The sequence below is a fragment of the Hydrogenophaga atypica genome (assembly GCF_042665215.1).
Taxonomy (GTDB): Bacteria; Pseudomonadota; Gammaproteobacteria; order Burkholderiales; family Burkholderiaceae_C; genus Hydrogenophaga; species Hydrogenophaga defluvii_A.
On the sequence record NZ_JBHTCA010000007.1, the window covers coordinates 23,235 to 49,294 of the forward strand.

Annotated in this window: 25 protein-coding genes and 1 other RNA gene; 17 read left to right on the forward strand and 9 right to left on the reverse strand. The window is 66.3% G+C overall.

What is annotated here, in order from left to right; translation table 11 throughout:
* Positions 1-11: 11 nt before the first annotated feature.
* Genes ACFQPB_RS11760 through ACFQPB_RS11775 form a run of 4 tightly spaced genes read right to left on the reverse strand, consistent with a single transcriptional unit; the run spans position 12 to position 3,625 of the window.
* Positions 12-800 carry an ABC transporter ATP-binding protein gene (locus ACFQPB_RS11760; RefSeq protein ID WP_382199942.1) on the reverse strand — a complete coding sequence of 263 codons (789 nt, stop codon included), beginning with the start codon at positions 798-800 and terminating at the stop codon, positions 12-14.
* A complete protein-coding gene (locus ACFQPB_RS11765; RefSeq protein WP_382199944.1) occupies positions 797-1,666 on the reverse strand; it encodes an ABC transporter ATP-binding protein in 870 nt (289 codons plus the stop codon). Before ACFQPB_RS11765 ends, ACFQPB_RS11760 begins: the two co-directional genes overlap by 4 nt.
* A complete protein-coding gene (locus ACFQPB_RS11770) occupies positions 1,663-2,739 on the reverse strand; it encodes a branched-chain amino acid ABC transporter permease (protein ID WP_382199946.1) in 1,077 nt (358 codons plus the stop codon). Before ACFQPB_RS11770 ends, ACFQPB_RS11765 begins: the two co-directional genes overlap by 4 nt.
* Positions 2,740-2,749: 10 nt before the next feature.
* Positions 2,750-3,625, reverse strand: coding sequence for a branched-chain amino acid ABC transporter permease (locus tag ACFQPB_RS11775; protein ID WP_382223402.1), 876 nt, complete (start codon positions 3,623-3,625; stop codon positions 2,750-2,752).
* 155 nt (positions 3,626-3,780) lie between these two features.
* Between ACFQPB_RS11775 and ACFQPB_RS11780 the strand changes: the two genes are divergently transcribed.
* On the forward strand, positions 3,781-4,608 hold the full coding sequence (locus ACFQPB_RS11780) for a crotonase/enoyl-CoA hydratase family protein (RefSeq protein ID WP_382199950.1): 828 nt from the start codon (positions 3,781-3,783) through the stop codon (positions 4,606-4,608).
* Between the two features lie 66 nt (positions 4,609-4,674).
* A complete protein-coding gene (locus ACFQPB_RS11785) occupies positions 4,675-5,403 on the forward strand; it encodes a type 1 glutamine amidotransferase (RefSeq protein ID WP_382223405.1) in 729 nt (242 codons plus the stop codon).
* Between the two features lie 14 nt (positions 5,404-5,417).
* Here ACFQPB_RS11785 and ACFQPB_RS11790 read toward each other — a convergent pair whose 3' ends face one another.
* Positions 5,418-5,831, reverse strand: a complete 414-nt coding sequence (locus ACFQPB_RS11790) for an acyl-CoA thioesterase (RefSeq protein ID WP_382199953.1) — start codon at positions 5,829-5,831, stop codon at positions 5,418-5,420.
* Between the two features lie 40 nt (positions 5,832-5,871).
* Between ACFQPB_RS11790 and ACFQPB_RS11795 the strand changes: the two genes are divergently transcribed.
* The 6 genes from ACFQPB_RS11795 to htpX all read left to right on the forward strand — a co-directional run bounded on the left by ACFQPB_RS11795 (position 5,872) and on the right by htpX (position 13,071).
* Entirely contained in the window at positions 5,872-7,725 is a 1,854-nt protein-coding gene (locus tag ACFQPB_RS11795; protein ID WP_382223408.1) for an ABCB family ABC transporter ATP-binding protein/permease, read from the forward strand.
* Positions 7,726-7,734: 9 nt separating this feature from the next.
* Positions 7,735-8,649, forward strand: coding sequence for a LysR substrate-binding domain-containing protein (locus tag ACFQPB_RS11800; protein ID WP_382223411.1), 915 nt, complete (start codon positions 7,735-7,737; stop codon positions 8,647-8,649).
* Positions 8,650-8,947: 298 nt separating this feature from the next.
* Positions 8,948-9,991, forward strand: a complete 1,044-nt coding sequence (pyrC, locus tag ACFQPB_RS11805) for a dihydroorotase (RefSeq protein WP_382223414.1) — start codon at positions 8,948-8,950, stop codon at positions 9,989-9,991.
* Entirely contained in the window at positions 9,981-10,733 is a 753-nt protein-coding gene (locus ACFQPB_RS11810; RefSeq protein WP_382223417.1) for a DUF3025 domain-containing protein, read from the forward strand. The genes pyrC and ACFQPB_RS11810 overlap by 11 nt, the downstream gene beginning before the upstream one ends.
* Before the next feature lie 10 nt (positions 10,734-10,743).
* Positions 10,744-12,129, forward strand: coding sequence for a glutamine synthetase family protein (locus ACFQPB_RS11815; protein WP_382223420.1), 1,386 nt, complete (start codon positions 10,744-10,746; stop codon positions 12,127-12,129).
* A 69-nt stretch (positions 12,130-12,198) separates the two neighbouring features.
* Positions 12,199-13,071, forward strand: a complete 873-nt coding sequence (gene htpX, locus ACFQPB_RS11820) for a protease HtpX (protein WP_382199973.1) — start codon at positions 12,199-12,201, stop codon at positions 13,069-13,071.
* Between the two features lie 92 nt (positions 13,072-13,163).
* Here the strand turns inward: htpX and ACFQPB_RS11825 are convergent, their stop codons facing one another.
* Both ACFQPB_RS11825 and ACFQPB_RS11830 read right to left on the reverse strand, forming a co-directional pair.
* Positions 13,164-14,048, reverse strand: coding sequence for a glycine zipper 2TM domain-containing protein (locus ACFQPB_RS11825; protein WP_382223423.1), 885 nt, complete (start codon positions 14,046-14,048; stop codon positions 13,164-13,166).
* A gap of 68 nt (positions 14,049-14,116) precedes the next feature.
* Complete coding sequence (locus tag ACFQPB_RS11830) at positions 14,117-15,826, reverse strand: NAD(P)/FAD-dependent oxidoreductase (protein ID WP_382223426.1); 1,710 nt, start codon at positions 15,824-15,826, stop codon at positions 14,117-14,119.
* Between the two features lie 235 nt (positions 15,827-16,061).
* Between ACFQPB_RS11830 and ACFQPB_RS11835 the strand changes: the two genes are divergently transcribed.
* From ACFQPB_RS11835 to rnpB, 3 genes are all read left to right on the forward strand, one after another.
* A complete protein-coding gene (locus ACFQPB_RS11835; protein ID WP_382223428.1) occupies positions 16,062-17,438 on the forward strand; it encodes a hypothetical protein in 1,377 nt (458 codons plus the stop codon).
* A 25-nt stretch (positions 17,439-17,463) separates the two neighbouring features.
* Positions 17,464-18,558, forward strand: a complete 1,095-nt coding sequence (locus ACFQPB_RS11840) for a FecR family protein (protein ID WP_382223431.1) — start codon at positions 17,464-17,466, stop codon at positions 18,556-18,558.
* A gap of 48 nt (positions 18,559-18,606) precedes the next feature.
* An RNA gene (gene rnpB, locus ACFQPB_RS11845) (RNase P RNA component class A) lies at positions 18,607-18,946 on the forward strand.
* Between the two features lie 18 nt (positions 18,947-18,964).
* Here the strand turns inward: rnpB and ACFQPB_RS11850 are convergent.
* Positions 18,965-19,681 (reverse strand): RNA pseudouridine synthase, encoded by a 717-nt coding sequence (locus ACFQPB_RS11850; RefSeq protein WP_382223434.1) that lies wholly within the window; start codon positions 19,679-19,681, stop codon positions 18,965-18,967.
* Positions 19,674-21,314 (reverse strand): MBL fold metallo-hydrolase, encoded by a 1,641-nt coding sequence (locus ACFQPB_RS11855; protein ID WP_382223437.1) that lies wholly within the window; start codon positions 21,312-21,314, stop codon positions 19,674-19,676. The genes ACFQPB_RS11850 and ACFQPB_RS11855 overlap by 8 nt, the downstream gene beginning before the upstream one ends.
* A gap of 151 nt (positions 21,315-21,465) precedes the next feature.
* On the opposite strand from ACFQPB_RS11855, the gene ACFQPB_RS11860 reads away from it, so the two are divergent.
* The 6 genes from ACFQPB_RS11860 (at position 21,466) to ACFQPB_RS11885 (ending at position 25,969) form a co-directional block, all read left to right on the forward strand.
* Positions 21,466-22,158, forward strand: a complete 693-nt coding sequence (locus tag ACFQPB_RS11860) for a YiaD family glycine zipper/OmpA-like lipoprotein (protein ID WP_382223440.1) — start codon at positions 21,466-21,468, stop codon at positions 22,156-22,158.
* A gap of 49 nt (positions 22,159-22,207) precedes the next feature.
* Positions 22,208-22,792 (forward strand): OmpA family protein, encoded by a 585-nt coding sequence (locus ACFQPB_RS11865; protein WP_382223443.1) that lies wholly within the window; start codon positions 22,208-22,210, stop codon positions 22,790-22,792.
* Between the two features lie 16 nt (positions 22,793-22,808).
* Positions 22,809-23,705, forward strand: a complete 897-nt coding sequence (gene dapF, locus ACFQPB_RS11870) for a diaminopimelate epimerase (protein ID WP_382223445.1) — start codon at positions 22,809-22,811, stop codon at positions 23,703-23,705.
* Positions 23,706-23,799: 94 nt separating this feature from the next.
* Positions 23,800-24,474 (forward strand): DUF484 family protein, encoded by a 675-nt coding sequence (locus tag ACFQPB_RS11875; protein ID WP_382223448.1) that lies wholly within the window; start codon positions 23,800-23,802, stop codon positions 24,472-24,474.
* Between the two features lie 9 nt (positions 24,475-24,483).
* Entirely contained in the window at positions 24,484-25,443 is a 960-nt protein-coding gene (locus ACFQPB_RS11880; RefSeq protein WP_382203928.1) for a tyrosine recombinase XerC, read from the forward strand.
* Between the two features lie 85 nt (positions 25,444-25,528).
* Complete coding sequence (locus tag ACFQPB_RS11885; RefSeq protein WP_382223451.1) at positions 25,529-25,969, forward strand: DsrE family protein; 441 nt, start codon at positions 25,529-25,531, stop codon at positions 25,967-25,969.
* Positions 25,970-26,060: the final 91 nt, after the last annotated feature.

The window sequence follows — 26,060 nt, forward strand, 5'->3', positions numbered from 1 at the left end:
TGCGGCCGCGCTCAGCGCCAGTTCTTTTTCTTCTTCCAGCGGCGGTCGGCGCGCACGCCTTCTTCCTTCATGCCGAGGTAGAACTCCTTGATGTCATCCTTCTCGCGCAGGTGGGCACAGGTGTCCTCCATCACGATGCGGCCGTTCTCCAGCACGTAGCCGTAGTCCGAGGCGTTGAGCGCCATGTTGGCGTTCTGCTCCACCAGCAGGATGGTGGTGCCACGCTCGCGGTTGATGCGCACCACGATCTCGAAAATCTCTTTCGTGAGTTTGGGCGAGAGTCCCAGGCTGGGTTCGTCGAGCAGGATCAGGTCGGGGTTGGCCATGAGCGCGCGGCTGATAGCCAGCATCTGCTGTTGGCCACCCGACAGCAGGCCTGCGTCCTGCGCGGCGCGTTCGCGCAAGATGGGAAAGTAGCCAAACACCGCTTCGATGTCGCGCGCCACGCCATCGCGGTCCTTGCGGGTGTAGGCGCCCATCACCAGGTTGTCGCGCACCGAGAGCAGCGGGAACACCTCGCGCCCTTCGGGGACGTGCATCAGGCCTTGTTGAACGATGTGGGCCGGGTCCTGGGCGGTGATGTTCTCGCCCTTGAACTCGATGCTGCCTTTGCGCGGGTCGATGATGCCGCTGATGGTTTTGAGGATGGTGGTTTTGCCGGCGCCGTTGGAACCCAGCACGGTGGCGATTTCGCCGCGACGCACCTGCAGGCTCACACCGCGAATGGCTTTGATCGGGCCGTAGGCGCTCTCGACGTTGAGCAGCTTGAGCACGGCGTTGTCGGTGACCGGGGCCGTCATGCGGATGCTCCTGTGTGGCTTTTGGGGTGGTTCTCGCGGCGCAGGCTCGACACATCGTCCACCGAGCCCAGGTAGGCTTCGATCACGCCCGGGTCGCGCTGCACTTCGGCCGGGGTGCCGGTGGCCAGTTCTGCCCCCATGCTCATGGCCAGCACGCGGTCGGACACCTTGGACACCAGGCCCATGTCGTGTTCCACCATCAACACGGTGATGCCCAGTTCGTCCTTGATGTCGGTGATCCAGAATGCCATATCGTCGGTCTCCTCGACGTTCAGGCCGGAGGAGGGCTCATCGAGCAGCAACAGTTGCGGTTCGGTACACAGCGCACGCGCCAGCTCCACCACCTTGCGCACGCCGTAAGGCAGGCCGGCCACCATGGACTCGCGGTGGTGCTGCAGGTCCAGCAGCTCGATCACCTGCTCCACCTTTTCACGTGCCTCGATCTCGGCCGCGCGCGTTTTGCCGGTGAAAAAAATCTCGCTCCACAGCCCCGTGCGCCGGTGCGTGTGGCGCCCGATCAGCAGGTTTTGCAGCACGGTGGCGTGCTCGAAAAGCTCAATGTTCTGGAAGGTGCGCGCAATGCCCAGTTTGGCGATTTCATGGGGCGCCTTGTCGGTCAGGCGCAGCATGCCACTTTGGCCGCCGGGGGCTGCGAAGTCGATGGTGCCGCTGGTGGGCGTGTAGATGCGGCTGATGAGGTTGAACACCGTGGTCTTGCCGGCACCGTTGGGGCCGATCAGGGTGAACACCTCGCCGCGCTTGACGTCGAAGCTGACGTTGTTGACCGCCAGCACGCCGCCAAAGCGCACGCTGAGGTTTTGGGCCGACAACAACACATCGGCGTTGGGGTTCTGCGGCTGGCTCATTTGAGTCGATCCGATTTCTGGAAGGATTTCTGACGCTTGAACATGCCGCGCCGGTAGAAGGGGAACAGCTGAAAGTAGGTGCGGATCTTGAGCCAGCGGCCATACAGGCCCATGGGCTCAAACAGCACAAAGGCCACCAGCACCAGGCCATACACCGTGCCCTGCAAACCGGCCGCCTGGCCAATGGCCGGTGGCAGGAAGTCCTTGGCCTGCGCGATCATCTGCGGCATCACGATGAGAAAGATGGCCCCGAAGAAAGCGCCGTGGATGGAGCCCAGCCCACCGATCACCACCATCAGCAGCAGGTCGATGGACTGGATGATGCTGAACTGCTCGGGCGACAGGAACTGGATCTTGTGGGCGTACAAAGCGCCCCCCAAACCCGCCAGGGCGGCCGACAGCGCGAAACTCATGGTCTTGTAGCGAGCGATGTGGATGCCCATGCTCTGGGCCGAAATTTCCGAGTCGCGGATGGCCACAAAAGCACGGCCCGTGGGCGAACGCATGAGGTTGACGATGGCCAACGTGGCGCCCACACATAGCAGCAGGCACAGGCCGTAGAACTCGGTGGTGCTGTCCAGCTCCCAGCCGAACAGGCTGGGCGTGTGCACATGCAGGCCCGCGTTGCCGCCGGTGACTTTTTCCCAACGGGCCATCACTTCTTCGACGATGAAGCCAAACGCCAGCGTGGCCATGCCCAGGTAGATGCCCTTGACGCGCAGCGCCGGCAGACCCACCACCATGCCTACGGCGGCCGACAGCAGGGCCGCGCACGCCAGGGCCAGCGGGAAGGGGACGCCCGCATTGACCATCACCGCCTGGGTGTAGGCGCCCACGCCCAGAAAGGCCGCGTGTCCCAGCGAGAAGAGGCCGGTGAAGCCCGCCAGCAGCATCAGCCCCAGGCCAACGATGGCGTAGATCAGCACAAAGGTCAGTTGTGCCAGCCAATACTCATCGACCAGCCACGGCGCGGTCAGCATGAACACCATCAACGCGCTGTACCAGAAGGTGTGACCACCGTGTTTGGCCAGTTTGATGTCTTGGTTGTAGTCGGTTTTGAATATGAATCGCATGGGGCCTACCTCAAACCTTCTTGCGGAGTTTTTCGCCGAACAGGCCGTTGGGCTTGAGCACCAGCATCAGCAGCACCACGATGTAGGGAGCGATGTCCTTGAAGCCTTCGGGCAGGTAGAAGCCGGACAGGGCTTCGACGATGCCAATGATCAGGCCGCCCACGATGGCACCCGGCAGGCTGGTGAAGCCGCCCACCACCGCCGCCGGAAAAGCCTTCAGGCCAATGAAGCCCATGTTGGCGTGCACGAAGGTGATGGGGGCGAGCAGCAGGCCGGCAACGGCCGCCACGCCCGCAGCCAGACCCCACACCAGACCGTTGAGCCGCTTGACCGGTATGCCCATGTAGTAGGCCGCCAGCTGGTTTTGCGACGAGGCCTGCATGGCGATGCCCAGCTTGCTGTACTTGAACATCGCAAACAACAGGGCGCACAACACGGCGGTGGCACCAATCACCACCAGCTGCTCGGCCGCAATCACAGCCGTGCCGATGTTGAGCACCTGCCCGGTGTAGGGCACGGGCAAGGTGTGGGTGTCGGTGCCCACGTCGGGGATCATGGTGATCAGGCCGCGCACCACGTAGCCCACACCAATGGTCAACATCACGATGGAGAAGGCCGGCTGGCCGAGGATGGGGCGCACCACCAGGCGCTCCAGCACGAAGCCGAAGATCATCATGGCGACGATGGCGCTGATGACGCCCAACCAAAACGGAAAACCCAGCGCCGTGGTGGCGGCCAGGCCCGCGAACGCGCCCACCATCATGAGGTCGCCTTGGGCGAAACTGACCGTTTCGGTGGCTTTGTAGATCAGCACAAAACCCAGGGCGATCAATCCGTAGATACATCCCTGGGCCGCGCCGCTGATCAGCAGTTGCAGCAGTTGCACACGTCTCTCCTTGCTTGAGGGTGCGTGAGTTATAGCGGTAAGCTCCGATACAACTGCTAGGGTTCTTCCCCATATCGAGTCGCCCAGGTGCCAACCACCGCACGCGGTGTCGTTCCATCCTTGTTCCGCACTGTCCCCGTCTTCATGCAATGACCATGCCCGCGCCCAACAATGCACCACAGCAGAGCGTCCACACCGAATGTTTCGGCCCCGTGACATTGGTGACCTTGAACCGCCCCGACGTGCGCAACGCGGTGGACGACGCCACGGCGCGTGCGCTGTTCGATGCCTTTGTGGCATTCGACGACGACCCCGAGGCGCGGGTGGCCGTGTTCCACGGTGCCCATGGTCACTTTTGTGCCGGCTGGGACTTGCAGCACGGTGCCGCACTGGCACAACAGGGCGCCCACACCGCAGACGCGCTGACGCAGCGTCTGGACTTTGCGCCCGGCGACACCCGTCCACCCGGCCCCATGGGGCCGTCGCGCCTGCTGTTGTCCAAACCCGTCATCGCGGCCGTGTCGGGTGCGGCCGTGGCCGGGGGCATGGAGCTGGCGTTGTGGTGCGACCTGCGTGTGATGGAGGCCGACGCCTATTTCGGCGTCTACTGCCGGCGTTTTGGCGTGCCGCTGATTGATGGCGGTACGGTGCGCCTGCCGCGCCTCATTGGCATGGGCCACGCGATGGACCTGATCCTGACGGGGCGCAAGGTCGAGGCCGAAGAAGCCCGGCAGATGGGCCTGGCCAACCGCGTGGTGCCCAGCGGCACGGCGCGCGAGGCGGCCATCGCGCTGGCGCAGCAACTGGCGGCCTTTCCGCAGGCCACGATGCGCGCCGACCGCGAGAGTGCCTACCGGCAGTGGGACCTGCCCTTGCCGCAAGCGCTGCACCAGGAGTGGGCGCGCGGGCGCGGTTGTATTGCCGATGCGCTGACAGGTGCCACGCGCTTCACGGGGGGTGCAGGGCGGCACGGCCAGTTCTGAAGTTGTCCGCGCTGGAGGGCGCAGAGTGGACCGCCTGCGCGGCCTTCATGCCCCTAGCATCGGCGCATGGACATCAACGAGGTGAATGGTGGTGTGCTGGTGTTGCAGCACACCTGCGAAGACGGACCCGGGTACCTGGGCCAGTGGCTGGATGAACAAGGCCTGCGCTGGCACGCGCCCTGCGCCGAAGCGGGTCAGGCTTACCCTGCCAGCGTGCGGGGTTACCAAGCGCTGGCGGTGCTGGGCGGTGCCTGGAGCGCCAACGACGAGCGCCCCAGCTTGCGCCAAGCCGAGACCTTGATCCGTGAGGCCGATGCGCTGGGCATGCCGGTGCTGGGTCATTGCCTGGGCGGACAGTTGTTGGCCCGCGCGCTGGGCGGCCATGTTGCAACCCTGCCCGAGCCAGAAATCGGCTGGTGGCCCATCGTGGTGGCGCACAGTGCCGAGGCTCAGGACTGGTTGGGTCCGCCTGGTGCGGCCATGGTGTACCAGTGGCACTACGACAGTTTTGTGGTGCTGCCGCCAGGCGCACAGGTGTTGGCCGGCTCTGCGGTGTGCGCCCACCAGGCGTTTGGTCTGCGCCAGCATCTGGGCATGCAGTTCCACATCGAGATCACGCCGGCCAAGGTCGACGACTGGCTGGACCACCCCGGTGAGGGTTATGCGCCCGCCTTGGCACGTTGCCCACACAGCGTGCAGAGCGAGCCCGACATGCGGGCTGCCACCGCGCTGCACCTGGCGGGCAGCCAGGCCATGGCCCGTCACATCTACACCCGCTGGCTGGGTGGGGCGTGATCAAAAAACGCTGATCAGCGCGGGATGGGACGAGGGCGGCCTTCGTCGTCGATGGCCACATAGGTCAGGCTGGCCTCGGTCACCTTGACGTACTGGCCTTGCGAGCGGAAACGCTCGGCGTAGACCTCCACCTGCACCGTGATGGAGGTGCGGCCCACACGGGTGACGCTGGAGAAAAAGCTCAGGATGTCGCCCACGCGCACCGGCTGCTTGAAGATGAATTCGTTGACCGCCACCGTGGCCATGCGGCCCTGCACGTGGCGCGCCGGCAGCACCGAGCCGGCCAGATCCACCTGGGCCATGACCCAGCCACCAAAGATGTCGCCGTTGCCGTTGGTGTCGGCCGGCATGGGGATGACCTTGAGCACCAGTTCCTTGTCCAGGGGCAAGGGCACTGGGTTGATGAGGGGGAGGGGGGCGTTGGACATGGGCACAATCGGCGAACAAAAAGATTTCACATTGTCCCCCATGCGCTCCTTTTCGCCCTCACAAGCTGGCCCGGCCCCGGCGCCCTCCCCTGGTCAGAAGGGGCGCTCGGACTGGGCCACCCTGCAGCGCCTGCTGCCCTACCTGTGGCGCTACAAATGGCGCGTCGTGTTGGCCCTGGCTTTTATGGTGGGTGCCAAGGGCGCCAACGTGGCGGTGCCGCTGTTGCTCAAGCAACTGGTCGATGCCATGAACATCGCGCCCGGCAGTGCCCAGGCCTTGCTGGTGGTGCCAGTCGGCTTGTTGGTGGCCTATGGCCTGTTGCGTTTCTCCACCAGCCTGTTCACCGAACTGCGCGAGTTGGTGTTTGCCAAGGCCACCGAAGGCGCCACCCGCAGCATTGCGCTGGAGGTGTTTGGCCACCTGCACGCGCTCAGCCTGCGCTTCCACTTGGAGCGCCAGACCGGCGGCATGACGCGCGACATCGAGCGCGGCACGCGCGGCGTGCAGTCGCTCATTTCCTATTCGCTCTACAGCATCATCCCCACGCTGATTGAGGTGACCTTTGTGCTGGCCGTGCTGGGCACCCAGTTCGACATGTGGTACGTGTGGACGACGCTGGGCGCACTGGTGCTCTACATCGGTTTTACCGTGTGGATCACCGAGTGGCGCACGCAGTTTCGCCGCCGCATGAACGAGATCGAGTCGCAGAGCCAGACCAAGGCCATCGACTCGCTGCTCAATTACGAGACCGTCAAGTACTTCAACAACGAAGCCTTCGAGGCACGGCGCTACGACGAGAGCCTGGAGAAATTGCGCCGCGCCCGCATCAAGAGCCAGACCACGCTGTCCCTGCTCAACACCGGGCAGCAGCTCATCATTGCTGTGGCCCTGGTGGCCATGTTGTGGCGCGCCACCCAGGGCGTGGCCAATGGCAGCATGACGCTGGGCGACCTGGTCATGATCAACGCTTTCATGATCCAGCTCTACATCCCCTTGGGTTTTCTGGGGGTGCTGTACCGCGAGATCAAGCAGAGCCTGACCGACCTCGACAAGATGTTTGTGCTGCTCGAAAAGGAGCGCGAGATTGCCGACGCGCCCGGCGCCACCGACCTGCGTCTGGAGGGGCCGCCCACGGTGCGTTTTGAGGACGTGCGTTTCAGTTACGAACCGGCGCGCGAAATCCTGCACGGCATCAGCTTCGAGATTCCGGCGGGCAAAACCGTTGCCGTGGTGGGGCCATCGGGTTCGGGCAAATCCACGCTCGCGCGGCTGCTCTACCGCTTTTACGACGTGAACCAGGGGCGCATCACGGTGGACGGTCAGGATGTTCGCCAGGTCACCCAGTCCAGCGTGCGCCAGGCCATTGGCATCGTGCCGCAGGACACGGTGTTGTTCAACGACAGCATTGAGTACAACATCCTGTATGGCCGCCCAGATGCGGGGCATGAGGCCGCCGTGCAGGCGGCGCAGGCCGCGCACATCCACGACTTCATCAGCCGCCTGCCGCAGGGCTACGCCACCACCGTGGGCGAGCGTGGGCTCAAGCTGTCGGGCGGCGAAAAACAGCGTGTGGCGATTGCCCGAACGCTGCTCAAAAATCCGCCGATCGTCATCTTCGATGAGGCCACCTCGGCGCTGGACTCGGCCAATGAACGTGCCATCCAGGGTGAGCTGAAAACGGCGGCGCGCAACAAAACCTCTTTGGTCATCGCCCACCGCCTGTCCACCGTGGTGGACGCGCACGAGATCATCGTGCTGGAGCATGGCCACATCGTGGAGCGTGGACGCCACGCCGAGCTGGTGGCGCGGGGCGGCGTGTATGCCGGCATGTGGGCGCTGCAACAAAGTGGTGCCGATGGGGCCGCTGATCGGTCGGGAAACGGCGTCGCATAATCTCGCCCCATGGAGACCAAGTGGCTTGAAGATTTTGTGAGTCTGGCGGAGACGCGCAGCTTCAGCCGCTCGGCCCAGGTGCGGCACGTCACGCAGCCCGCGTTTTCGCGCCGCATCCAGTCGCTGGAGGCTTGGGCCGGCACCGATCTGGTGGACCGGTCCAGTTACCCCACGCGGCTCACCCCCGCCGGCCAGACACTTTACGAGCAGGCGCTGGACATCCTGCAGGCGCTGCAGTCCACCCGCACCATGTTGCGTTCGCACACGGCGGCGGCGCAGGACGTGATCGAATTTGCGGTGCCGCACACGCTGGCTTTCACGTTTTTTCCGGCCTGGCTTTCGGGCTTGCGTGAAGCTTGCGGGCCGGTCAAGACACGGCTGATCGCCCTCAATGTGCACGATGCCGTGCTGCGCATGGTGGAGGGCAGTTGCGACCTGCTGATCGCCTACCACCACGCCTCGCAGCCCATCCAGCTGGACACCGACCGCTACGAGATGTTGCCGCTGGGCCGCGAGACGCTGGCGCCTTATGTCAAGCCCAACGCGGATGGCGAGCCCTTGTTCCGCCTCCCCGGTTCGGCCAGCCAGCCGCTGCCCTATCTGGCCTACGCGCCGGGTGCCTACATGGGGCGGGTGGTGGAGTTGTTGCTCAAGCAATCGGGGGCGGCGACCTGGCTGGACCGGGTGTATGAAACCGACATGGCCGAAGGCCTCAAGGCCATGGCGTTGGAAGGCCACGGCGTGGCCTTTCTGCCGTCCAGCGCGGTGCGCAAGGAGTTGCGTGGCCACAAGCTGGTGCCGGCCGGTGGTGGCCTAGAGATGGCGCTGGACATCCGCATCTACCGCGAGCGGCCCGTGGGGTCCAAATCCAAGCGGGCGGTGGACCGGTTTTGGGACGATTTGGCGCGGCAGTTGGCTGGGTGATTTCGGCTGGTTGTGGCCTCGCGCCCTCGGGTGTGGGGTGACTGGCTCCGCTCGTGTCCCCCAGCGGCTACGCCGCTTCCTCCTTTACCTCGCTGCGCCAGTCACCCCACCCCCGAGGGCAACCACTACACAGGCACACCACCGTTGGCGCGCCACCGTTACTTCAGATCGGGGTGGTAGGGCGTTCTGCATAGCGAGGTAAAGGAGGAGCCGACCGCAGGTCGGCGGGGGACACGAGCGGCGCAGAGCGCCCTGCCGCCCCGATCCCGCCCACAACGGCAGTGAGAAAATACGCAACATGAGCGCACAACACATCACTCTCACCCGCCCCGACGACTGGCACCTGCACGTGCGCGACGGCGCCGCCCTGAACACCGTGGTGCCCCACACCGCCGCCCAGTTCGGCCGCGCCATCATCATGCCCAACCTCAAGCCGCCGGTCACCACCGCCGCGCAGGCCCTGGCGTACAAGCAGCGCATCCAGGCCGCAGTGCCCGCTGGCGTGAGCTTCGAGCCGTTGATGACGCTTTACCTCACCGACAACCTCGCGCCCGACGAAATCAAGCGTGCGAAGGACGCCGGCGTGGTCGCTGCCAAGCTCTACCCGGCCGGCGCCACCACCAACTCCGATGCCGGCGTGACCGACCTCCGCAAGATTTACCCCACGCTGGAAGCCATGCAGCGCGAGGGCATGCTGCTGCTGGTGCACGGCGAGGTCACCAGCCCCGAGATCGACCTGTTCGACCGCGAGGCCGCCTTCATCGACCAGCACCTCATCCCGCTGCGCGCCGCCTTCCCCGAACTCAAGGTCGTGTTCGAGCACATCACCACCAAAGAGGCGGCTGACTACGTGAGCGCTGGTGACCGCTATCTGGGTGCCACCCTCACCGCCCACCACCTGCTCTACAACCGCAACGCCATCTTCACCGGTGGCATCCGCCCGCACTACTACTGCCTGCCGGTGCTCAAGCGCGAAACCCACCGGATCGCCCTGGTCCAGGCCGCCACCAGCGGGAACAACCGCTTCTTCTTGGGCACCGACAGCGCGCCACACCCCGCGCACCTGAAGGAACACGCCACCGGCTGCGCCGGTTGCTACACCGCCCACGCCGCCATGGAGCTGTACGCCGAGGCTTTTGACGCGGCGGGTGCGCTGGACAAGCTCGAGGCCTTCGCCAGCTTCAACGGCGCCGATTTCTACGGCCTGCCGCGCAACACCGGCACCATCACCTTGAAGCGCGAGAGCTGGACGCCGCCCGAGTCCTTTGCTTTCGGCGAGGCCGACCTCAAGCCGCTGCGTTCGGGCGAGGCGCTGCCCTGGCGCCTGGTGCATGCCGCCTGAGATGGACTGGTCTGCGCCCTGGCTGAGTGGCTGGCGCGCACGGGGCGAGGGACTGCAGCACGCCTGGCGCACGGGGGCGCCGCTGCCCGGACTGTTGAGTGAGGTCGGTGCCGCACAGGGCTTGTCGGTCCGTTTCGTGTCCCAGGCTGCCTTGCCTGAGGGGCAGGCCTACGAACAGTTCATCTTCGAGCAAGGCCAGGTGCCCACCCGCGAGAATCTGCACGACTTTTTCAATGGCTTGTGCTGGCTGCGGTATCCGCAAACCAAGCAACAGCTCAACCGCTTGCAGGGTGCCGAGATCGCCCGACAAGGCGTACAAAACACACGCGGCCCACTGCGCGACGCGCTGACCCTGTTCGATGAAAACGCGGCCTTGCTGCAAGCGCCCGAGCCGTTGTGGCAGGCCTTGTTGGCACGCGAATGGCAGCGCCTGTTCTTGGACTTGCGGCCGTTGTGGGCACAGGCGCGGTTGGAGCTGTTTGGCCACGCGCTGCTGGAAAAGCTGGTGCAGCCCTACAAGGGCATCACCGCCCACGTGTATGTGGTGCCCGTGCCTCTGGGGCTGGACGGCGATGCCGCCTGGGACGCCTGGCTGGCCAACAGCCTGAGCGCCGATGGCCTGCGCCACAAGCCGTTCACCCCACTGCCTGTGCTGGGCGTGCCCGGTTGGTGGCCTGAAAACGCGCATGCGGCTTTTTATGGCGATGCCACCGTCTTCCGACCCCGGCGCGCGCCGGCCTGACAATCTGGGCATGACCCTGCCCACCTCACCCTCCTGGTCCCACCTGAACCTGTCGCAGGACGCCGACCGCCACACGCTGGCCCAGCACTTCCGCAACGCCGGCGTGCGCGACGTGGAATGCCTGTTTGCCGATGTGACGGGCTACCCGCGTGGCAAGCTGATGCCGGCCGCCCCTTTTGCCACCGGCAGCGAACTGCGCATCTGCCAGGCCATTCCCATGCAGTGTGTGACCGGTGAGTATTCCTATGACCCGGTTTTTCCCGACAGCGACCCCGATGTGCGCCTGGTGCCTGACCTGGCCACGCTCAAGCCCGTGCCCTGGGCCAGCGTGCCGCGTTACCTTGCGGTGCACGACTGCGTGGAAATGGACGGCAGCCTGTGCGAATTCGCGCCGCGTTCGGTGCTCAAAAACGTGGTGGCGCGTTATGCCGAGCGAGGCCTCACGCCGGTGATCGCGCCTGAAATCGAGTTCTACCTCACCACCGCCATGACCGACCCCAGCCAGCCGCTCACGTTGCCGGTGGGGCGGGGCGGGCGGCCCGAGGTGGGGCAGTCGGCCTTCAGCCTCAACCAGCTCAACGAATGGGCGCCGTTTTGGGACGCCTTCCACGCCGCCATCGACGTCTTGGGCATACGCGCAGACACCTGGCTGCACGAGGTGGGCCCGGGCCAGTACGAAATCAACCTGCAACACGGCGACCCGGTGGCCGTGGCCGACCAGGCCTTTTTGTTCAAGACCGCTGCACGCGAGATCGCGTTGCAACACGGGCTCAACGCCGTCTTTTTGGCCAAACCCCTAGCGGGGCAGGCGGGCAGCTCCATGCACCTGCACCAGAGTGTGGTGGACGCCGAGGGGCGCAACATCTTCAGCCAGGCCGATGGCTCGCCCAGCGAGGCCTTTTTCCACTACATCGGCGGGTTGCAGGCCCACACGCCCGATCTGACCTTGATCTACGCACCCACGGTCAATTCGTACCGCCGCTACGTCGCCGGCAGCCAGGCGCCCATCAACGTGGCCTGGGGTTTTGACAACCGCACCACCGGCCTGCGTGTGCCGGTGTCGCCGCCCGCGGCCCGGCGGGTGGAAAACCGCTTGGCCGGTGCCGATGCCAACCCCTACCTCGCCATGGCCGCCACGCTGGCCGCTGGCTTGGCGGGCATGGAGGCCCGCCGCCAGCCCAGCGAGCCGGTGTTGGGCAATGGCTATGACGAGGCGCGCGGGTTGCCGCGAACTTTTTCTGCCGCCCACGAACAAATGGCGCAAAGCCAGCAGGCGCCTGTGTTGTTGGGTGAGCGTTTCGTGCGGGGTTTCCTGGCCGTCAAGGCGCTGGAACACGAACACTACCTGAACGAGATCAGCGCCTGGGAGCGCCGCTACCTGCTGCCCCAGGTTTGAGGTCTGGCTTGAAAAAGGGGGCACCACCCCCACTATGATCCGTCCGTTGTTTCCTTTTTCGGAGAATCCATGAAGCGCATCCTGCTGTTTGTCCTCACCAACGTCGCCGTGATGGTGGTGCTGGGCATCACCGCCAGCCTGCTGGGCGTCAACCGCTACCTCACGGCGAACGGCCTGAACATGGGCGCGCTGATGGGCTTCTCGCTGATCATGGGTTTTGGCGGTGCCATCATCTCGCTGCTCATCAGCAAGCCCATGGCCAAGTTCAGCACCGGCGCGCGCGTGATCAACCAGCCGCAGACCGCCGACGAAGCCTGGATCGTGCAAACCGTGCAGAAGTTTGCCGAGAAAGCCGGCATCGGCATGCCCGAGGTCGCTATTTACGACGGTGAACCCAACGCCTTTGCCACCGGTGCGTTCAAGAATTCGGCCCTGGTGGCGGTGTCCACCGGCCTGTTGCAGAACATGACGCGTGAAGAGGTCGAGGCCGTGATTGGCCACGAGGTGGCGCACGTGGCCAACGGCGACATGGTCACCATGACCCTGATCCAGGGTGTGATGAACACCTTTGTGGTCTTTCTCAGCCGCGTGATTGGCTACGCGGTGGACAGTTTCCTGCGCAAGGGCGACAGCCAGAGTTCAGGCCCCGGCATCGGCTACATGGTCACCACCATCGTGTTGGACATCCTGCTGGGCTTTGTGGCGGCCATCATCGTGGCCTGGTTCAGCCGCCAGCGTGAATTCCGCGCCGATGCCGGTGCCGCCCAACTGATGGGCCGCAAACAACCCATGATCAACGCGCTGGCCCGCCTGGGCGGCATGGTGCCTGGCGAGCTGCCCAAGACCATGCAGGCCATGGGCATTGCCGGTGGCCTGGGCAAGCTGTTCTCCACCCACCCGCCCATGGAAGAGCGCATCGCCCGCCTGCAACAAGCACAGTGAACGCGTCACCTGCGCGCCATCTGACACCCACAAAAAAACCAGCCGCCTGGCTGGTTTTTTTGCGTCTGAAACGGCACCGTTTCAGGGGAAATTCAGGGGAAATCGCCCGGCTGGCGCCGATCGCCGGGGTGCGTGGGTCGGGGCGATGGGCGCCCGATCGGCACCGGCTGGTCGCGCCGGTCGTCGCGGCCAGCGCTGGCGCGGTCATCGCGGCGGTCATCACGTCGGTCTTCGCGCCGATCTTCGCGTCTATCGCCGCGGCGGTCGTCCCTGTGGTCGCGGTCAGGCCGGGGGCGGTAGGCTGGCGGGGGGTAGTAGATTCGGGGCGGTGGCGCGTGGTAGTAGTCGGGCGAGACGATGATGCGCGTCACCGGCGGCGCGATGTACTGGGGCGCCACGTACTGGGGCACATATTGGGGCGCGTACTGCGGGGTGTAGCTCGGCGGGTAGGTGGTGCGGGGTGGCACGTACTGTGGTGCCGGTGCGGCCTCGGGCAATGCGCCCACCGGGCTGAGCTGCAGTTCCACGAACTCGCCCGGGTCTTCTGCCAGGCGCACGCTGTACTGCCGACCCGCGTATTCGTACACCACGTCGAAGGCGCTCACCCGGTCTTCGTACACCGTCTGGGTGCTGCAATGGCGAACCACACGGTTTTGGGTCTGGCCCCCGCCTTCGATCTTGTTGCCCAGCAGCGCGCCACCGATGATGCCGATGGCGGTGGCCGCTGCGCGCCCGCTGCCGTCACCGATGGCATTGCCGGCGGCACCGCCCGCGATGCCGCCCAGCAACGCGCCTGCGCCCGACGTCTGGCCCGCTTCAGCGACGGTGCGGTCGGTGCACACCTCGCGGGGCACGGCCACCGACATCAGCACCGGGGTGCGGCTGATGACGCGGCCGCGCTCCTGTGCCTGGGCGGCCAGGGGTGTGGCCAGCACCAGCGCCAGGGCAGCGGCCAAAGGGGTGGGAATGGATCTCATGGAAGCACCTCTGCAACGGGAATGCTCGGAGTGTGCGCCGGGCATGTCAAGCGGCTGTGAAGCAGGCGTCAAACGTTGGGCAACAGCGCCACGGCCTCGCGCGCCAAGGCCTCGGCCACCTTGATGCCGTCCACCCCTGCCGACAGAATGCCGCCCGCGTAGCCCGCGCCTTCACCGGCCGGGTAGAGGCCGCGCACGTTGGTGCTTTGCAAGCTGTCGCCGCGTGGCATGCGAATGGGGGACGAGGTGCGGGTTTCCACCCCGGTCAACACCGCATCAAAGCGGTCGAAGCCGGGAATTTTTTTGCCAAAAGCCGGGAAGGCCTCGCGCATGGCTTCGATGGCGTAGGCGGGCAGGGCGCTGTGCAGGCTGCCCAGCGTGACGCCGGGTTTGTACGACGGCTCGACCTCGCCCAGCTGCTGCGAATCGCGCCCGGCCACAAAATCGCCCACCAGTTGGCCGGGGGCGTTGTAGTTGCGGCCGCCCAGCACGTAGGCGTGCGATTCGAGCGCGCGTTGCAGTGCGATGCCGGCCAACGGACCACCAGGGAAATCGCGTGCCGGATCAATGCCCACCACGATGCCGGCGTTGGCATTGCGCTCGTTGCGCGAGTACTGGCTCATGCCGTTGGTGACCACGCGCTCGGGCTCTGACGTGGCGGCCACCACCGTGCCACCCGGGCACATGCAGAAGCTGTAGACCGCGCGCCCATTGGCGGCGTGGTGCACCAGACGGTATTCGGCTGCGCCCAACAACGGGTGGCCGGCGTGGCGGCCCCAGCGGGCGCGGTCGATCACGCCTTGCGGGTGTTCCACCCGGAAACCGATGGAAAACGGCTTGGCTTCGATGTCCACGCCACGCGCGTGCAGCATTTCGAAGGTGTCGCGCGAGCTGTGTCCCAGTGCCAGCACCGCGTGGTCGCAGCGCAGTTCCTGCGTCTGGCCACTGGCCAGATCGCGCACCACCAGGCCACGCAGCGCGCCGTTGTCGATCAGCACGTCGCTCACGTGCTGCTCAAAGCGTATCTCGCCGCCCAGGCGCACGATCTCGTCGCGCATGTGCTCGACCACCTTCACCAGCTTGAAGGTGCCGATGTGGGGGTGGGCCTCGTACAGAATTTCAATGGGCGCGCCCGCGTTCACGAACTCCTGCATCACCTTGCGACCCAGAAAACGCGGGTCCTTGATCTGGCTGTAGAGCTTGCCATCGGAGAACAGGCCCGCGCCACCCTCGCCAAACTGCACGTTGCTCTCGGGCGTGAGCACCCGCTTGCGCCACAACCCCCAGGTGTCTTTGGTGCGTTGTCGCACGCTGCGGCCACGCTCCAGCACGATGGGGTTGAAGCCCATTTGTGCCAGCGTCAGCGCAGCGAAGATGCCACAGGGGCCAAATCCGACCACCACCGGGCGCGGCGTCAGGCCGGCTGGCGCGTGGGCGGGGGCGGTCCAGCCCATGTCGGGCGTGGCAACGATGTGGGGGTTGCCCGCGTGCCGGGCCAGCAGCGCGGCCTCGGCGGCGGGGTCGGTGAGCGTGAGGTCCACGATGTACACCGCCAGCAGCTCGGCCTTGCGGGCGTCGAAGCTGCGCTTGAACACCTGCAGTTGGCCGATGTCGCTTTCGGCAATGCCCAGCGCCTGCGCGGCCAGGCGCGTCAGCGCGGCGGTGGGGTGGGGCGGGGGAGCGCGGTCGGCCTCGGTTTCAGTGGGGGCATCGGCGGCGCGGCGGTGTTCCACCGGCACGTCGGCCAGTGACAACTTGAGTTCGGTCAGTCGGATCATGGGGGCTCGTGTTGATCAAGCAAGCCTGCATTTTAGTTTTGTGGCGGCGTTGTCCCGGCGGGCACGTTCAGCCGAATCCAACGCCGTGTGGGTGGGGGCTGGGTGGTGGCTATGCACAATTGCAAATTATCTTTACGATGTGTTCGTGGATGTTTCCGATGTGCTGGTCATGCATCCCTTGACCGCTCATCAGGATGCCCGGCGTGGTGTACCCAACAGCAAAGGACTCGATGTGGTGAACAGGCTCCTTCGCATGCCGGCGGTGCTGGTCATCCTGGGGTGGGCCCTGGGGTGGGGGGGCAGCGCCCATGCCCAGTCCACCGCTGAACAGATGAAGGTGCTGATCGGCGCGGGTGACGATCGCGCCGCTTACACACTGGGCCGTTCGGCCAGCGGAGAACTGGGCGATCCCTTGTTCGACTTCTATTTCGGCATCGCGGCCGTCAGTGCAGGCGCCCCCGGCGAGGGCACCTTGGCTCTGGAGCGCTATGTCATGCACTACCCCCACAACCGCTCCGCGCGCTTTCACCTGGCCCGGGGCTATTTTGTGATGGGTGAGGATCTGCGCGCCAAGGACGAGTTTTTGAGCCTTCTGGACAAGGCGGAGCCCCTGGAGCGCAAGCTGCTCCAAAGCTATCTGGACGCCATTCGCATGCGCTCCGGGCGCTATGCGCCCCTGGCGGGCTTTTTTGTTGAAGCTGCGGTGGGGCACGACAACAACATCAACACCGGGCTGGCACCAGGCCCGGTGGGCACGGGCCCCACATGGGTGATTCCCGCAGGCAGCATCCACGAGCGTGTGGAAGACCGCTTTTCCAGCTGGGCCGCCGGCATGCACGGCAGCTTGGCTGTGGGGCCGAGGAGTCTGGTGTACGGCGCTCTGTCTGCGCGGGGGCGGGCTTACAGCGACGCTTTGCACGATCCGTTTGATCAACAGCACATGGCGTTGCAGGCGGGCGGCCAGTTTTCTTATGGGCGGCAGATGTACCGCGTGGGGTTTGAGCAGTCGCACATGCGCCTGTACGACCAGTCGTACCTTTCATCCAAGCACCTGGTGGCCGAATGGGGTGTACAGGCCGACCAGTTCAACCACTGGAGCGTGGGCGGCCATTGGGGGAATGTCGATTACCGCGATGTCCTGATTCCGCCCTTCCTGGACGGGTCGCGACCCGCCGAAAGGTCCAGCAGCGCGGTGCGCTCGCACCGTGCAACCGGGCTCAATGCCCGCTGGCGCAGGGGTTTTGAGAACCAATGGGTGCCCGTCTGGACCAACCAGATCGTGTTGCAGGATGAGAGCAACCGCCGTGGTCGGGGTGATCTGTCCAACCACGCCATAGGCCTGCGCTCCGACATCACCGCGCGCCCCCATGTGGATTGGGTGGTGTCGGCCCATGTGCGCTACATGCACCACCGGTATGGCGACCGCTACGCTGCAGGTTTGCCCTCTCGGCGGGACAACCAATGGGCGATGGAGCTGTCGGCCCGCTACCTGTTGACGCCGGAGTGGTCCCTGTCAGGTCATGTGTACCGCTGGCGCCAGTCGTCCAACATCGCGGTGCATTCGGTGAGCCAGACCGCGTACTGGATCAAGCTGCGCTATGAGTACAACTGACAGCAACCGACAGGCCAGGCACACCATGACTTTGCGACTGAAACAACTGTCTGCCGCCGTGGGCCTGGCCTTGGGGTTGGCATCGGCGCATGCCGCCGTGGGGCGCGTGCTGCTGGCCTCTGGCGACGAGGTGTTTGCTGAGCGGGGTGGCCAACGTGTGCCTTTGCGGGTGGGGGCCGACATCGAGGTGGGCGACGTGTTGCTGGTGGGCGAGCGCAGCGCGCTGCAGGTGCGCTTTCTGGACGAGTCGCTGGCATCGTTGCGCTCCAACAGCCGGATGCAGGTGGAGGCCTTTCAGCACGACCGCAGCAAGAGCGGCTCCGATCACTTGGTGTTGTCACTCCTCAAGGGCGGTCTGAGGACGGTGACCGGTCTGATCGGCAAGAACAACCCGGACGGTTTTGGCCTCAAGACCGCGACCGCGACCGTGGGCATCCGAGGCACCCACTTCACGGCGCTGCATTGTGCAGCCGACTGTTTCAATGACAACGGCAGCGCCGTGGCCGATGGCACATACGGTGGTGTGACCGACGGCACCATAGGCGTGGGCAACCAGGCGGGCGAGGTGTTGTTCCGCCAGCAGGAGTATTTTTATGTGGCCAACCAGAACACCCTGCCTTCGCGCTTGTTGCAGGTGCCGCGCCACCTGAGTGACCGGAATCTGGAGGCCCGAGGGCGTGCGGTGGAGATCATGCCCCGCGCCCGCGCATTGGTGGCGCCCAAGCCACCTGTGCCCGCCGTCAGCATCAGCACGTCTCCGCTCTCGGTCACCCCGGGTGTGACCGAAAACAACCCGCTGCGGCGCAAGGGATTCGATGGTTTTGACAGGGGGGCCGAGTACCCGTCGGAGCTGCGGATCGACCCCCGACTGCCGCCCCCACCTCCGCCACAGGTGGTGTTGCCACCACCGCCTGATTTTTCGCCAGCGCCTCCGCCGCTCGACGACCCGGACGATCTGCCACTGCCCCCGCCACCCCCACCCACCACGTCGGTGCCACCACCTGCGACCACCGCTCCACCGCCTGTCACGGGCGTGCCGCCTTTCACCGCAGTCCCGCCCCCACCGTCCATCACAGCGCCGCCGCCTCCGCCGCCGTCCACGGGGCCATCGATCATCTAGGTGTGCTCGGCGGGCTGATTCCGAAGAGTCAGGCGATAATTGAGAGGTGAAGCCTGCCAGACCGCCGCTGGTGCAAGTACCGAAAGGTCGCACTGGAGGAACGTCCGGACTGCACAGGACAGCGCAGGAGCTAACGGCTCTCCACCGTGAGGTGAGGATCAGAGCAACAGAGACGAGTCCCGGGGGCGTGCCGCAAGGTAGACCACCGGGGGTGAAACGGGCAATCTCTGCGCGCAGCAATGCCAAATAGGCCAACAGTGACGTGGTTCCGCGGAGTTGGCGGGTAGGCAGCACCGAGCCGCTTGGGTGACCAGCGGCCCAGAGGAATGGCGGTCACGCGGGGGGCAACCCCCGCGCACAGAATCCGGCGTACCGGCAGACTTCACACTTTATTCACGGCGGCGCTTCAAAAGCGCTCGTAGCCCATCATCAGGCGCCATTGCCCCACGGCCAGCGTGCCCAGGGCCAGGCGCCCCAGGCGGGCGCGGTGTACCGCGTCGGGCTGGATGCCGGCTGCCTCGCACCAGACGCCCAGCTGCCCTTTGCGCAGGCCTTTGGTGGCCACGCGCAGGCGGGTGCCGGCCTCGTTCTGGCGGTTCACGCTGGCGCGCACCTGGCGTTGCAGTGCCGCCAGTGCGCCGGGCGCCACCACGCCTTTCACATCCACCCACAGTTCGTGTTCCACCGTGATGGCGTCGTCCACCAGGCGGCGCCAGATGCCACCTTCTTGCGTGAACACCACCAGGCCACTGGCGGCGGTGTCCAGTGGCGCAGCGCAGCGCAGGCCGGTCCAGTGTTTGAGCAAGAGGCGTTGTTTGCTGCGATCGTCGGCGCTGCGGTGTTCGGCGGCCAGCCACTCGGCCTTGGGCGCCTGTTCGATATCGCAGCGCACGCCCACGGGTTTGTGCCACATCACCGTTACGGGCGGCAGCATGGTGGCTCGCGCATCGGCTGCCAGTGTGACCTCATCGGCCTCGCCGACGCGGTGCTGCGGCAACTCCACCACGGCGCCGTTGACGCTGACCCAGCCGCCCTCGATGTAGCGTTCGGCCTCGGCACGCGAGCAGGCTTTGAGTTCGGCCACGCGTTTGGCCAGGCGCACGCCGCTGTTGTCGTCAGACATTAAAACCACCCAGGCTGCGGATGTGGTCCACATGCGCTTGTAACGACCGTTTGGCCACCGGCCACAGGCGTTCGGGCACGTCGTCGTAGGCCAGCGGCACCCAGTCGTCGAGATTGCCGTTGGGCAGGGCTCGCATGGCGGCGGCCACCTTGGCCTCGCGCTTGAGGCGGTGCGCCTTGAGGTGGGCAATCGCGCCAGGCGCGTCGCCCAGCACATGGCCGTGGGCGGGCAGGATGAAGTCGGCGCCGTGTTGTCGGCAGAGGTCGGCCAGCTTGTCCAATGAATCGAGGTAGGCCTGCATCTCGCCATCGGGCGGGCTGATGACGGTGGTGCTGCCGTTGAGGATGTGGTCGCCCGAGACCAGCAGGCCATCTTCGAGCAGCAGCAGGCACAGGTGGTTGGCCGCGTGGCCGGGGGTGTGCACCACCTGCAGGGTGTGGGTTTCATGCCCTGCGGCCTGCAGAACGATCCGCTCGCCATCGGCCAGCTCGCGGTCGGGCTGGAACTGGCTGTCGGCGCGTGCTGTGGCGCTGCTGGCCAGGCCCAAGATGGGGGGGCGCTCGGCGCACAGGGCCTGCAGCCGACGCGCGCCGGGCGAGTGGTCGGGGTGGGAATGGGTGCAGACGATGTGGCGGATCTGCCCGCCACAGGCACGCCACAGGCGCTCGATGTGGCCGGCGTCGTCCGGGCCGGGGTCGATGGCCACGTAGCCGGTGGCGGGGTCGCCAATGAGGTAGCTGTTGGTGCCCGGGCCGGTCATGAAGCCGGGGTTGGGGGCGGTCAGGCGCAGCACGTTCTTGAGCAGCGGCACGGGGGTGTCGTTCTGCCAGGCCAGCTCGTGCACGATTTGGCCATCCGGCGACACCAGCGCCAGTTCGCCAAACTCGGGTTCGTGCTCCATGTGGCGCGAATCCTGGCCGTGTTTGAGGCCAGCGCGCGGGCAACTGGTCCACAGCGGCTGTTCGCTGGCACAGGCGGCCAGCACGGCATCCACCGTGGCGTAGGCCTGCAGCCGCTCCAGCGTGCGGATGGTGGGGAAGATGATGAAGAAATTGCCCGCCTTGTGGCGCGCGAGCGCGTCGGCCGGGCGCACCCACACGGGTTCGAACTGCTCGGCCTCGTCGGCCACCGGGGTCTGGCCTTCGGGCATGCGGGCCACCAGAAACGGCACGTCAAAACGGCGCGGCAGGTCGCGGTCGGTGATCCAGTGGGCCAGCACAAACACCTGGTCGGCCGCCAGCGTGAGGCCACGCTCGGCGCATTGCGCGGCAAACGGCGCCTTGCGGTCCAGCGCAGCAATGTCCGCCGTGTTGGCCCATCGGCCATCGGCGTGGCGGGCCAGCAGCACGCCCAGTTCTTCAAAACTTTCGCGGATGGCGGCGATGGCCTGCGTGAGGTGCAGGTCGCTCTGCGTGGGGCGGCGCGTGGACTGGCTGTGGGCCGCCTGGTCGGCCGCGTCGATGCCACCGCCCGGGAACACGTAGGCGCCGGGCGCGAAGCTGGCGGTGAGCGAACGCCGGGTCATCAGCACCTCGATGCCGGCGGGTGTGTCGCGCAGCAGCAGGACGGTGGCGGCAGGGCGCAGCGCGGCGGGTTCGCGTTGCGGGTGCAGGAGTTGGGAGTTGCGTGCCATGGTGGGGCGATTGTGCATGGCCGGGTGTGGGCAGGACGAACACTTGTTCACAAAGTGCTGTACATCGTTTGCAAATTGAGGGACGCGCCGCTCTGACAATGGGGTGGCCCGCTTTTGATGCGGGCTGTTTCATGAATCAAGGAGGTTTTGAATGAACAAGCGGATACAGACCACGGCAGCGGTGTTGAGCCTGGCCTTGTTGGCCACCGGATGCGCGAACATGAGCGAAACCCAGCAGGGCACCGCCAAGGGTGCGGGCATTGGCGCCGCGGCAGGCGCCGTGTTGGGCGCCGTGACCGGGGGCAGCAGTGGCGCCGCCAAAGGCGCTGCCATTGGGGCCGGCGTGGGCGCCATCGGCGGCTACGTGTGGACCCAGCGCATGGAGGACCAGCGCAAAAAGATGGAAACCGCGACCCAGGGCACCGGCATCGACGTCGTCAAGACCGCCGACAACCAGCTCAAGATCAACGTGCCCAGCGACATCTCCTTCGACGTCGGCCGCGCCGACATCAAGGCCAATTTCGCCACGGTGCTCGACGGTTTTGCGCAAGGCCTGGTGGCCAACCCGCAGGCGCGTGTGCGCATCGTGGGCCACACCGACAACACCGGCAGCGACGCCATCAACGACCCGCTGTCGGTGAACCGCGCCACCCGCACGCGGGACCATCTGGTGGCGCGTGGCGTGGCCTTGTCGCGTGTGGATGTGAGCGGCATGGGCTCTCGCCAGCCCATCGCCAGCAACGACACCGCCGAAGGCCGTGGCCGCAACCGCCGCGTCGAGATCTTCATGGCAGAGGCCGCGCCAGCACCGGCGCCAACCGCCACGGTGGCGCCCGCGCGTTGAGCCCGGGTGGGGCACGCTGCGGTAAGGTTGCGGTTTTTGGAGACCGACCGTGTTGCGTGACCCTTTGACGAAGGCCCGCGTGTGGCTGTTGGCGCTGGCCACGATCGTTTTGACGGCCTGTGCTGCCCAACCCCCGCAAGATGGGGGCATGCCAGGCGCGGCCGCGCAACTGGGTGGGCCGGCGGCACAAACCCGGGTCTGGTCCGAGGCGATGGCGCAGCGCCGCGCGCGCCTGGCCGACAGCCTGTCCTCGGCCGGTGTCGAGGTGCAGCGCACGCCTGACAACGCGCTGCTGTTGCGCTGGCCGGCCGACCGTGCGTTTGTTGGCAACACCGCCACACCCAGCCCCGCCGCCGATGCCGTGTGGGGCCGTGTGGTTGCTGCCTTGTTGGATGGCCCTGCCTGGCGCGGCCGGGTGCAGGGCCACAGCGACGCCTCCACCGCCGACAACGACGCTGCCGCCGCGCTGGCGGCGCAGCGTGCACTGCGTGTGCGCGATGCCCTCGTGCAGCGTGGCCTGCCCGCAGCTGCGCTGGACGTGGAGGCCTGGGGCGCCCGCGCGCCGCTGGTGGCCAACGACTCGCCGGAAGGCCGGGCCCGGAACCGGCGCATCGAACTGTGGGTGACGGATTGACGCCGATAATGCGGCCATGCTGATCCGATTCACCAAGATGCAGGGCGCGGGCAACGACTTTGTTGTGCTCGACGAAACGCAAGGCCGCCTGGGCCTGAGCGCGGCCCAGTACCGCTTTCTGGCCGACCGCCACTTTGGTGTGGGCGCCGACCAGATCCTCACGGTCCGGCCTGCGCCGATGGCGGGGGTCGATTTCGAGTACGTGATCCACAACGCCGACGGTGGCGAGGTGGAGCATTGCGGCAACGGCGCGCGCTGTTTTGTGCGTTTTGTGCGCGAGCGTGGCTTGACCGCCAAGGATGTGGTGCGTGTGAAGGTGCACGGCGGCGTGATCGAACTGCGCTTGAACGCCGACGGGCGCGTGACTGTGGACATGGGCGCGCCGGTGTTTGATCTGCCACGTGTGCCGTTTGACGCCGGCCAGGCCTACACCGAAAGCGCCCCCGAAGACGCATCCGGTGGCAACGCCTGGCCCCTGTGGACCTTGCCACTGCCCGGCCACGCGGCCGTGCCGGTGGCGGTGCTGTCCATGGGCAACCCCCACGCGGTGCTGCGGGTGGACGACGTGGACCAGGCCCCTGTGCTGGGGCTGGGCCCACTCATCGAGGCACATCCGGCCTTTCCCAGGCGCGTCAACGCCGGCTTTTTGCAGGTGCTGGACCGAGGCCACGTCAAGCTGCGCGTGTTCGAGCGCGGCGTGGGCGAAACCCTGGCCTGTGGCACCGGTGCCTGCGCCGCCGTGGTGGCGGGTATACGCCAGGGCTGGCTCGATGAGCGGGTGGACGTGGCCACACGCGGCGGCCAGCTCACCATCGAATGGGCGGGTGGCGCCGGCCAGCTGGACGCGCCGGTGCTCATGACCGGCCCGGCCACCACCGTGTTCCAGGGCGAAATCGACGTCCCGGAACCATGACCCCCACGCTCACCACTGCGTGTGTTCGCTGCCCCCCGAGGGGGCGCGGCCTTGCTTGAGGCGGCTCTGCGCCGCGGCCTGACCTATGACCGACATGAACCCCATCACCGAAGACGACATCGCTGACTTTCTGCTCAACACGCCCGACTTTTTCGAGCGTCACGCGGAGCTGCTGGCGGCGGTGCAACTGACCAGCCCACACGGCCAGCGGGCCGTGAGCCTGCAAGAGCGCCAGGCCGAGATGCTGCGCGAAAAGATCCGTTCGCTGGAGCTGAAGGCGGCCGAGATGATCCGCCACGGGCAGGAAAACGTGCTCATCGCCGACAAGCTCCAACGCTGGACGCGCGAGCTGTTGCTGACCCGCGAGCCGTCGGCTTTGCCCAGCGTCATCGTCGAGCAGATCAAGTCCCAGTTCCAGGTGCCTCAGGCCGCCATCCGTGTCTGGGGCGTGGCCCCCGAATGGGCTGTCCAGCCTTTTGCCCTGGGCGTCAGTGCCGATGCACAGGCCTTTGCCGCATCCTTGACCATGCCGTACTGCGGTGTCAACCCAGGGTTGGAAGCGGCCTCGTGGCTGGAAGATGCCGCTGGAGCTCCGGCCGCCTCGCTGGCCCTGCTGCCCTTGCGTGCCGGCCCCGCCGACAAGGTGTTTGGTCTGCTGGTTCTGGGCTCCTCCGACCCCCAGCGTTTTCACGCCGGCATGGGCACCGACTTTCTGGAGCGCATCGCCGAACTGGCGAGCGCCGCCCTGGGTCGGCTGACGGCCGCGTGATGTCCAGCCATGGGTGCCAGCCCTGAGTTGCCCCCCGCCGATGCCCAGCTGATCGTCGGCTACCTGCAGCACGTGCGGGTGGAAAAACGGCTGGCCGAGCGCACCGTGGCGCTCTACACCGAAGACCTGAACAAACTTGCGCGCCAGGCGCTGGCCGCCGGCGTGGGCCTGTTGCAGGTGCGCGATGCCCACATCCGCCGCTGGGTGGCCCAGATGCACGGCGGCGGGCGCAGCGCGCGTGGCATCGCCCTCATCCTGTCGGGCTGGCGCGGCTTTTACACTTGGCTGGGGCGTCAGGGGCAGATCGAGGTCAATCCCGTGCTGGATGTGCGTGCGCCCAAGGCCGGCAAGCCGCTGCCCAAGGCCTTGGCGGTGGACGACGCCGTGCGGCTGGCCGACCACGGCAACGAAGACGACGCCCCCGAGCGCGAAGCGCGCGACCGCTGCATCACCGAGTTGTTGTACGGCAGTGGCCTGCGCCTGGGCGAGCTGGTGGGGCTGGACGCGCAACCCGGCCCGCAGGCGCGCGGCTGGATAGACGCCCAGGCCGGCGAGGCCCACGTGCTGGGCAAGGGCAGCAAACGCCGCAGTGTGCCGGTGGGTGCCCAGGCTTTGGCGGCCTTGGCCGACTGGCTGGTGCTCCGCGTGCATTGGGCGGGCGACGACCCGGCCTTGTTCATCGGTGCCCACGGCCGGCGCCTCACGCCGCAGCACATCCGATTGCGCTTGCGTCAGCGCTCGCAACAGGCGGGCCTGGCCACACCCGTGCACCCGCACATGCTGAGGCATTCGTTTGCCAGCCACCTGTTGCAGTCCAGCGGCGATCTGCGCGCGGTGCAAGAGCTGCTGGGCCACGCCAACATCGCGACCACCCAGGTCTACACACGGCTGGACTTCCAGCACCTGGCCCAGGTGTACGATGCCGCCCACCCGCGCGCCGGCAAGGCTGGCCGCAAACCCCGTTCGTGAACGGGGGCTTGCGGGTTAGCCCGGTGTCACCCGCGCCAGGCAACTGCCACACTTCGATATTTCATCGGTATATAAGGAGATATTCATGTTTTCAACCTCACGTTCCCGTTTTGTGCGTGGTTTGCTCCTGGCCGGTGCCCTGATGGCCGGTGTGGCCGCGCAGGCCCAGGAGGCCATCAAGGTGGTTTACCACCTGAGCGAAGGCATCCCGCAGGCCTCGCGGGCGATCCAGAACATCCGCAACCATCTGGCCGCCGACCCCAAGGCCAAGATCGTGGTGGTCACCCATGGGTTGGGCATCGATTTCTTGATCGATGGCGCCACCAACCAAATGGAGCAACCCTTTTCCGGCAGCGTGGCCGATCTGGCGTCCAAGGGTGTGGAGTTCCGGGTCTGCAACAACACCTTGGTTTCGCGCAAGATCGACGCCAACAAGCTTCTGATGGAAACCAAGGTTGTGCCTTCGGGTGTGGCCGAGGTGGCCCGTTTGCAGGCACGTGAGGGCTTCGTTTACCTGCGTCCCTGACCGGTGACGGGCTCGGTCAGCCTGGGGACGCTCAGGTCGAATACACTCTGCGCCTGTTTTTCGACCACCCCTTCCTGATCCTCCGACCTGC

Excerpts from the sequence above, each read along its gene's own strand:
- ACFQPB_RS11760 (WP_382199942.1), bottom strand. The coding sequence starts at position 800 with ATGACGGCCCCGGTCACCGACAACGCCGTGCTCAAGCTGCTCAACGTC.
- ACFQPB_RS11765 (WP_382199944.1), bottom strand. The coding sequence starts at position 1,666 with ATGAGCCAGCCGCAGAACCCCAACGCCGATGTGTTGTTGTCGGCCCAA.
- ACFQPB_RS11770 (WP_382199946.1), bottom strand. The coding sequence starts at position 2,739 with ATGCGATTCATATTCAAAACCGACTACAACCAAGACATCAAACTGGCC.
- ACFQPB_RS11780 (WP_382199950.1), top strand. The coding sequence starts at position 3,781 with ATGCCCGCGCCCAACAATGCACCACAGCAGAGCGTCCACACCGAATGT.
- ACFQPB_RS11785 (WP_382223405.1), top strand. The coding sequence starts at position 4,675 with ATGGACATCAACGAGGTGAATGGTGGTGTGCTGGTGTTGCAGCACACC.
- ACFQPB_RS11790 (WP_382199953.1), bottom strand. The coding sequence starts at position 5,831 with ATGTCCAACGCCCCCCTCCCCCTCATCAACCCAGTGCCCTTGCCCCTG.
- ACFQPB_RS11795 (WP_382223408.1), top strand. The coding sequence starts at position 5,872 with ATGCGCTCCTTTTCGCCCTCACAAGCTGGCCCGGCCCCGGCGCCCTCC.
- ACFQPB_RS11800 (WP_382223411.1), top strand. The coding sequence starts at position 7,735 with ATGGAGACCAAGTGGCTTGAAGATTTTGTGAGTCTGGCGGAGACGCGC.
- pyrC (WP_382223414.1), top strand. The coding sequence starts at position 8,948 with ATGAGCGCACAACACATCACTCTCACCCGCCCCGACGACTGGCACCTG.
- ACFQPB_RS11810 (WP_382223417.1), top strand. The coding sequence starts at position 9,981 with ATGCCGCCTGAGATGGACTGGTCTGCGCCCTGGCTGAGTGGCTGGCGC.
- ACFQPB_RS11815 (WP_382223420.1), top strand. The coding sequence starts at position 10,744 with ATGACCCTGCCCACCTCACCCTCCTGGTCCCACCTGAACCTGTCGCAG.
- htpX (WP_382199973.1), top strand. The coding sequence starts at position 12,199 with ATGAAGCGCATCCTGCTGTTTGTCCTCACCAACGTCGCCGTGATGGTG.
- ACFQPB_RS11825 (WP_382223423.1), bottom strand. The coding sequence starts at position 14,048 with ATGAGATCCATTCCCACCCCTTTGGCCGCTGCCCTGGCGCTGGTGCTG.
- ACFQPB_RS11830 (WP_382223426.1), bottom strand. The coding sequence starts at position 15,826 with ATGATCCGACTGACCGAACTCAAGTTGTCACTGGCCGACGTGCCGGTG.
- ACFQPB_RS11840 (WP_382223431.1), top strand. The coding sequence starts at position 17,464 with ATGACTTTGCGACTGAAACAACTGTCTGCCGCCGTGGGCCTGGCCTTG.
- ACFQPB_RS11850 (WP_382223434.1), bottom strand. The coding sequence starts at position 19,681 with ATGTCTGACGACAACAGCGGCGTGCGCCTGGCCAAACGCGTGGCCGAA.
- ACFQPB_RS11855 (WP_382223437.1), bottom strand. The coding sequence starts at position 21,314 with ATGGCACGCAACTCCCAACTCCTGCACCCGCAACGCGAACCCGCCGCG.
- ACFQPB_RS11860 (WP_382223440.1), top strand. The coding sequence starts at position 21,466 with ATGAACAAGCGGATACAGACCACGGCAGCGGTGTTGAGCCTGGCCTTG.
- dapF (WP_382223445.1), top strand. The coding sequence starts at position 22,809 with ATGCTGATCCGATTCACCAAGATGCAGGGCGCGGGCAACGACTTTGTT.
- ACFQPB_RS11875 (WP_382223448.1), top strand. The coding sequence starts at position 23,800 with ATGAACCCCATCACCGAAGACGACATCGCTGACTTTCTGCTCAACACG.
- ACFQPB_RS11880 (WP_382203928.1), top strand. The coding sequence starts at position 24,484 with ATGGGTGCCAGCCCTGAGTTGCCCCCCGCCGATGCCCAGCTGATCGTC.
- ACFQPB_RS11885 (WP_382223451.1), top strand. The coding sequence starts at position 25,529 with ATGTTTTCAACCTCACGTTCCCGTTTTGTGCGTGGTTTGCTCCTGGCC.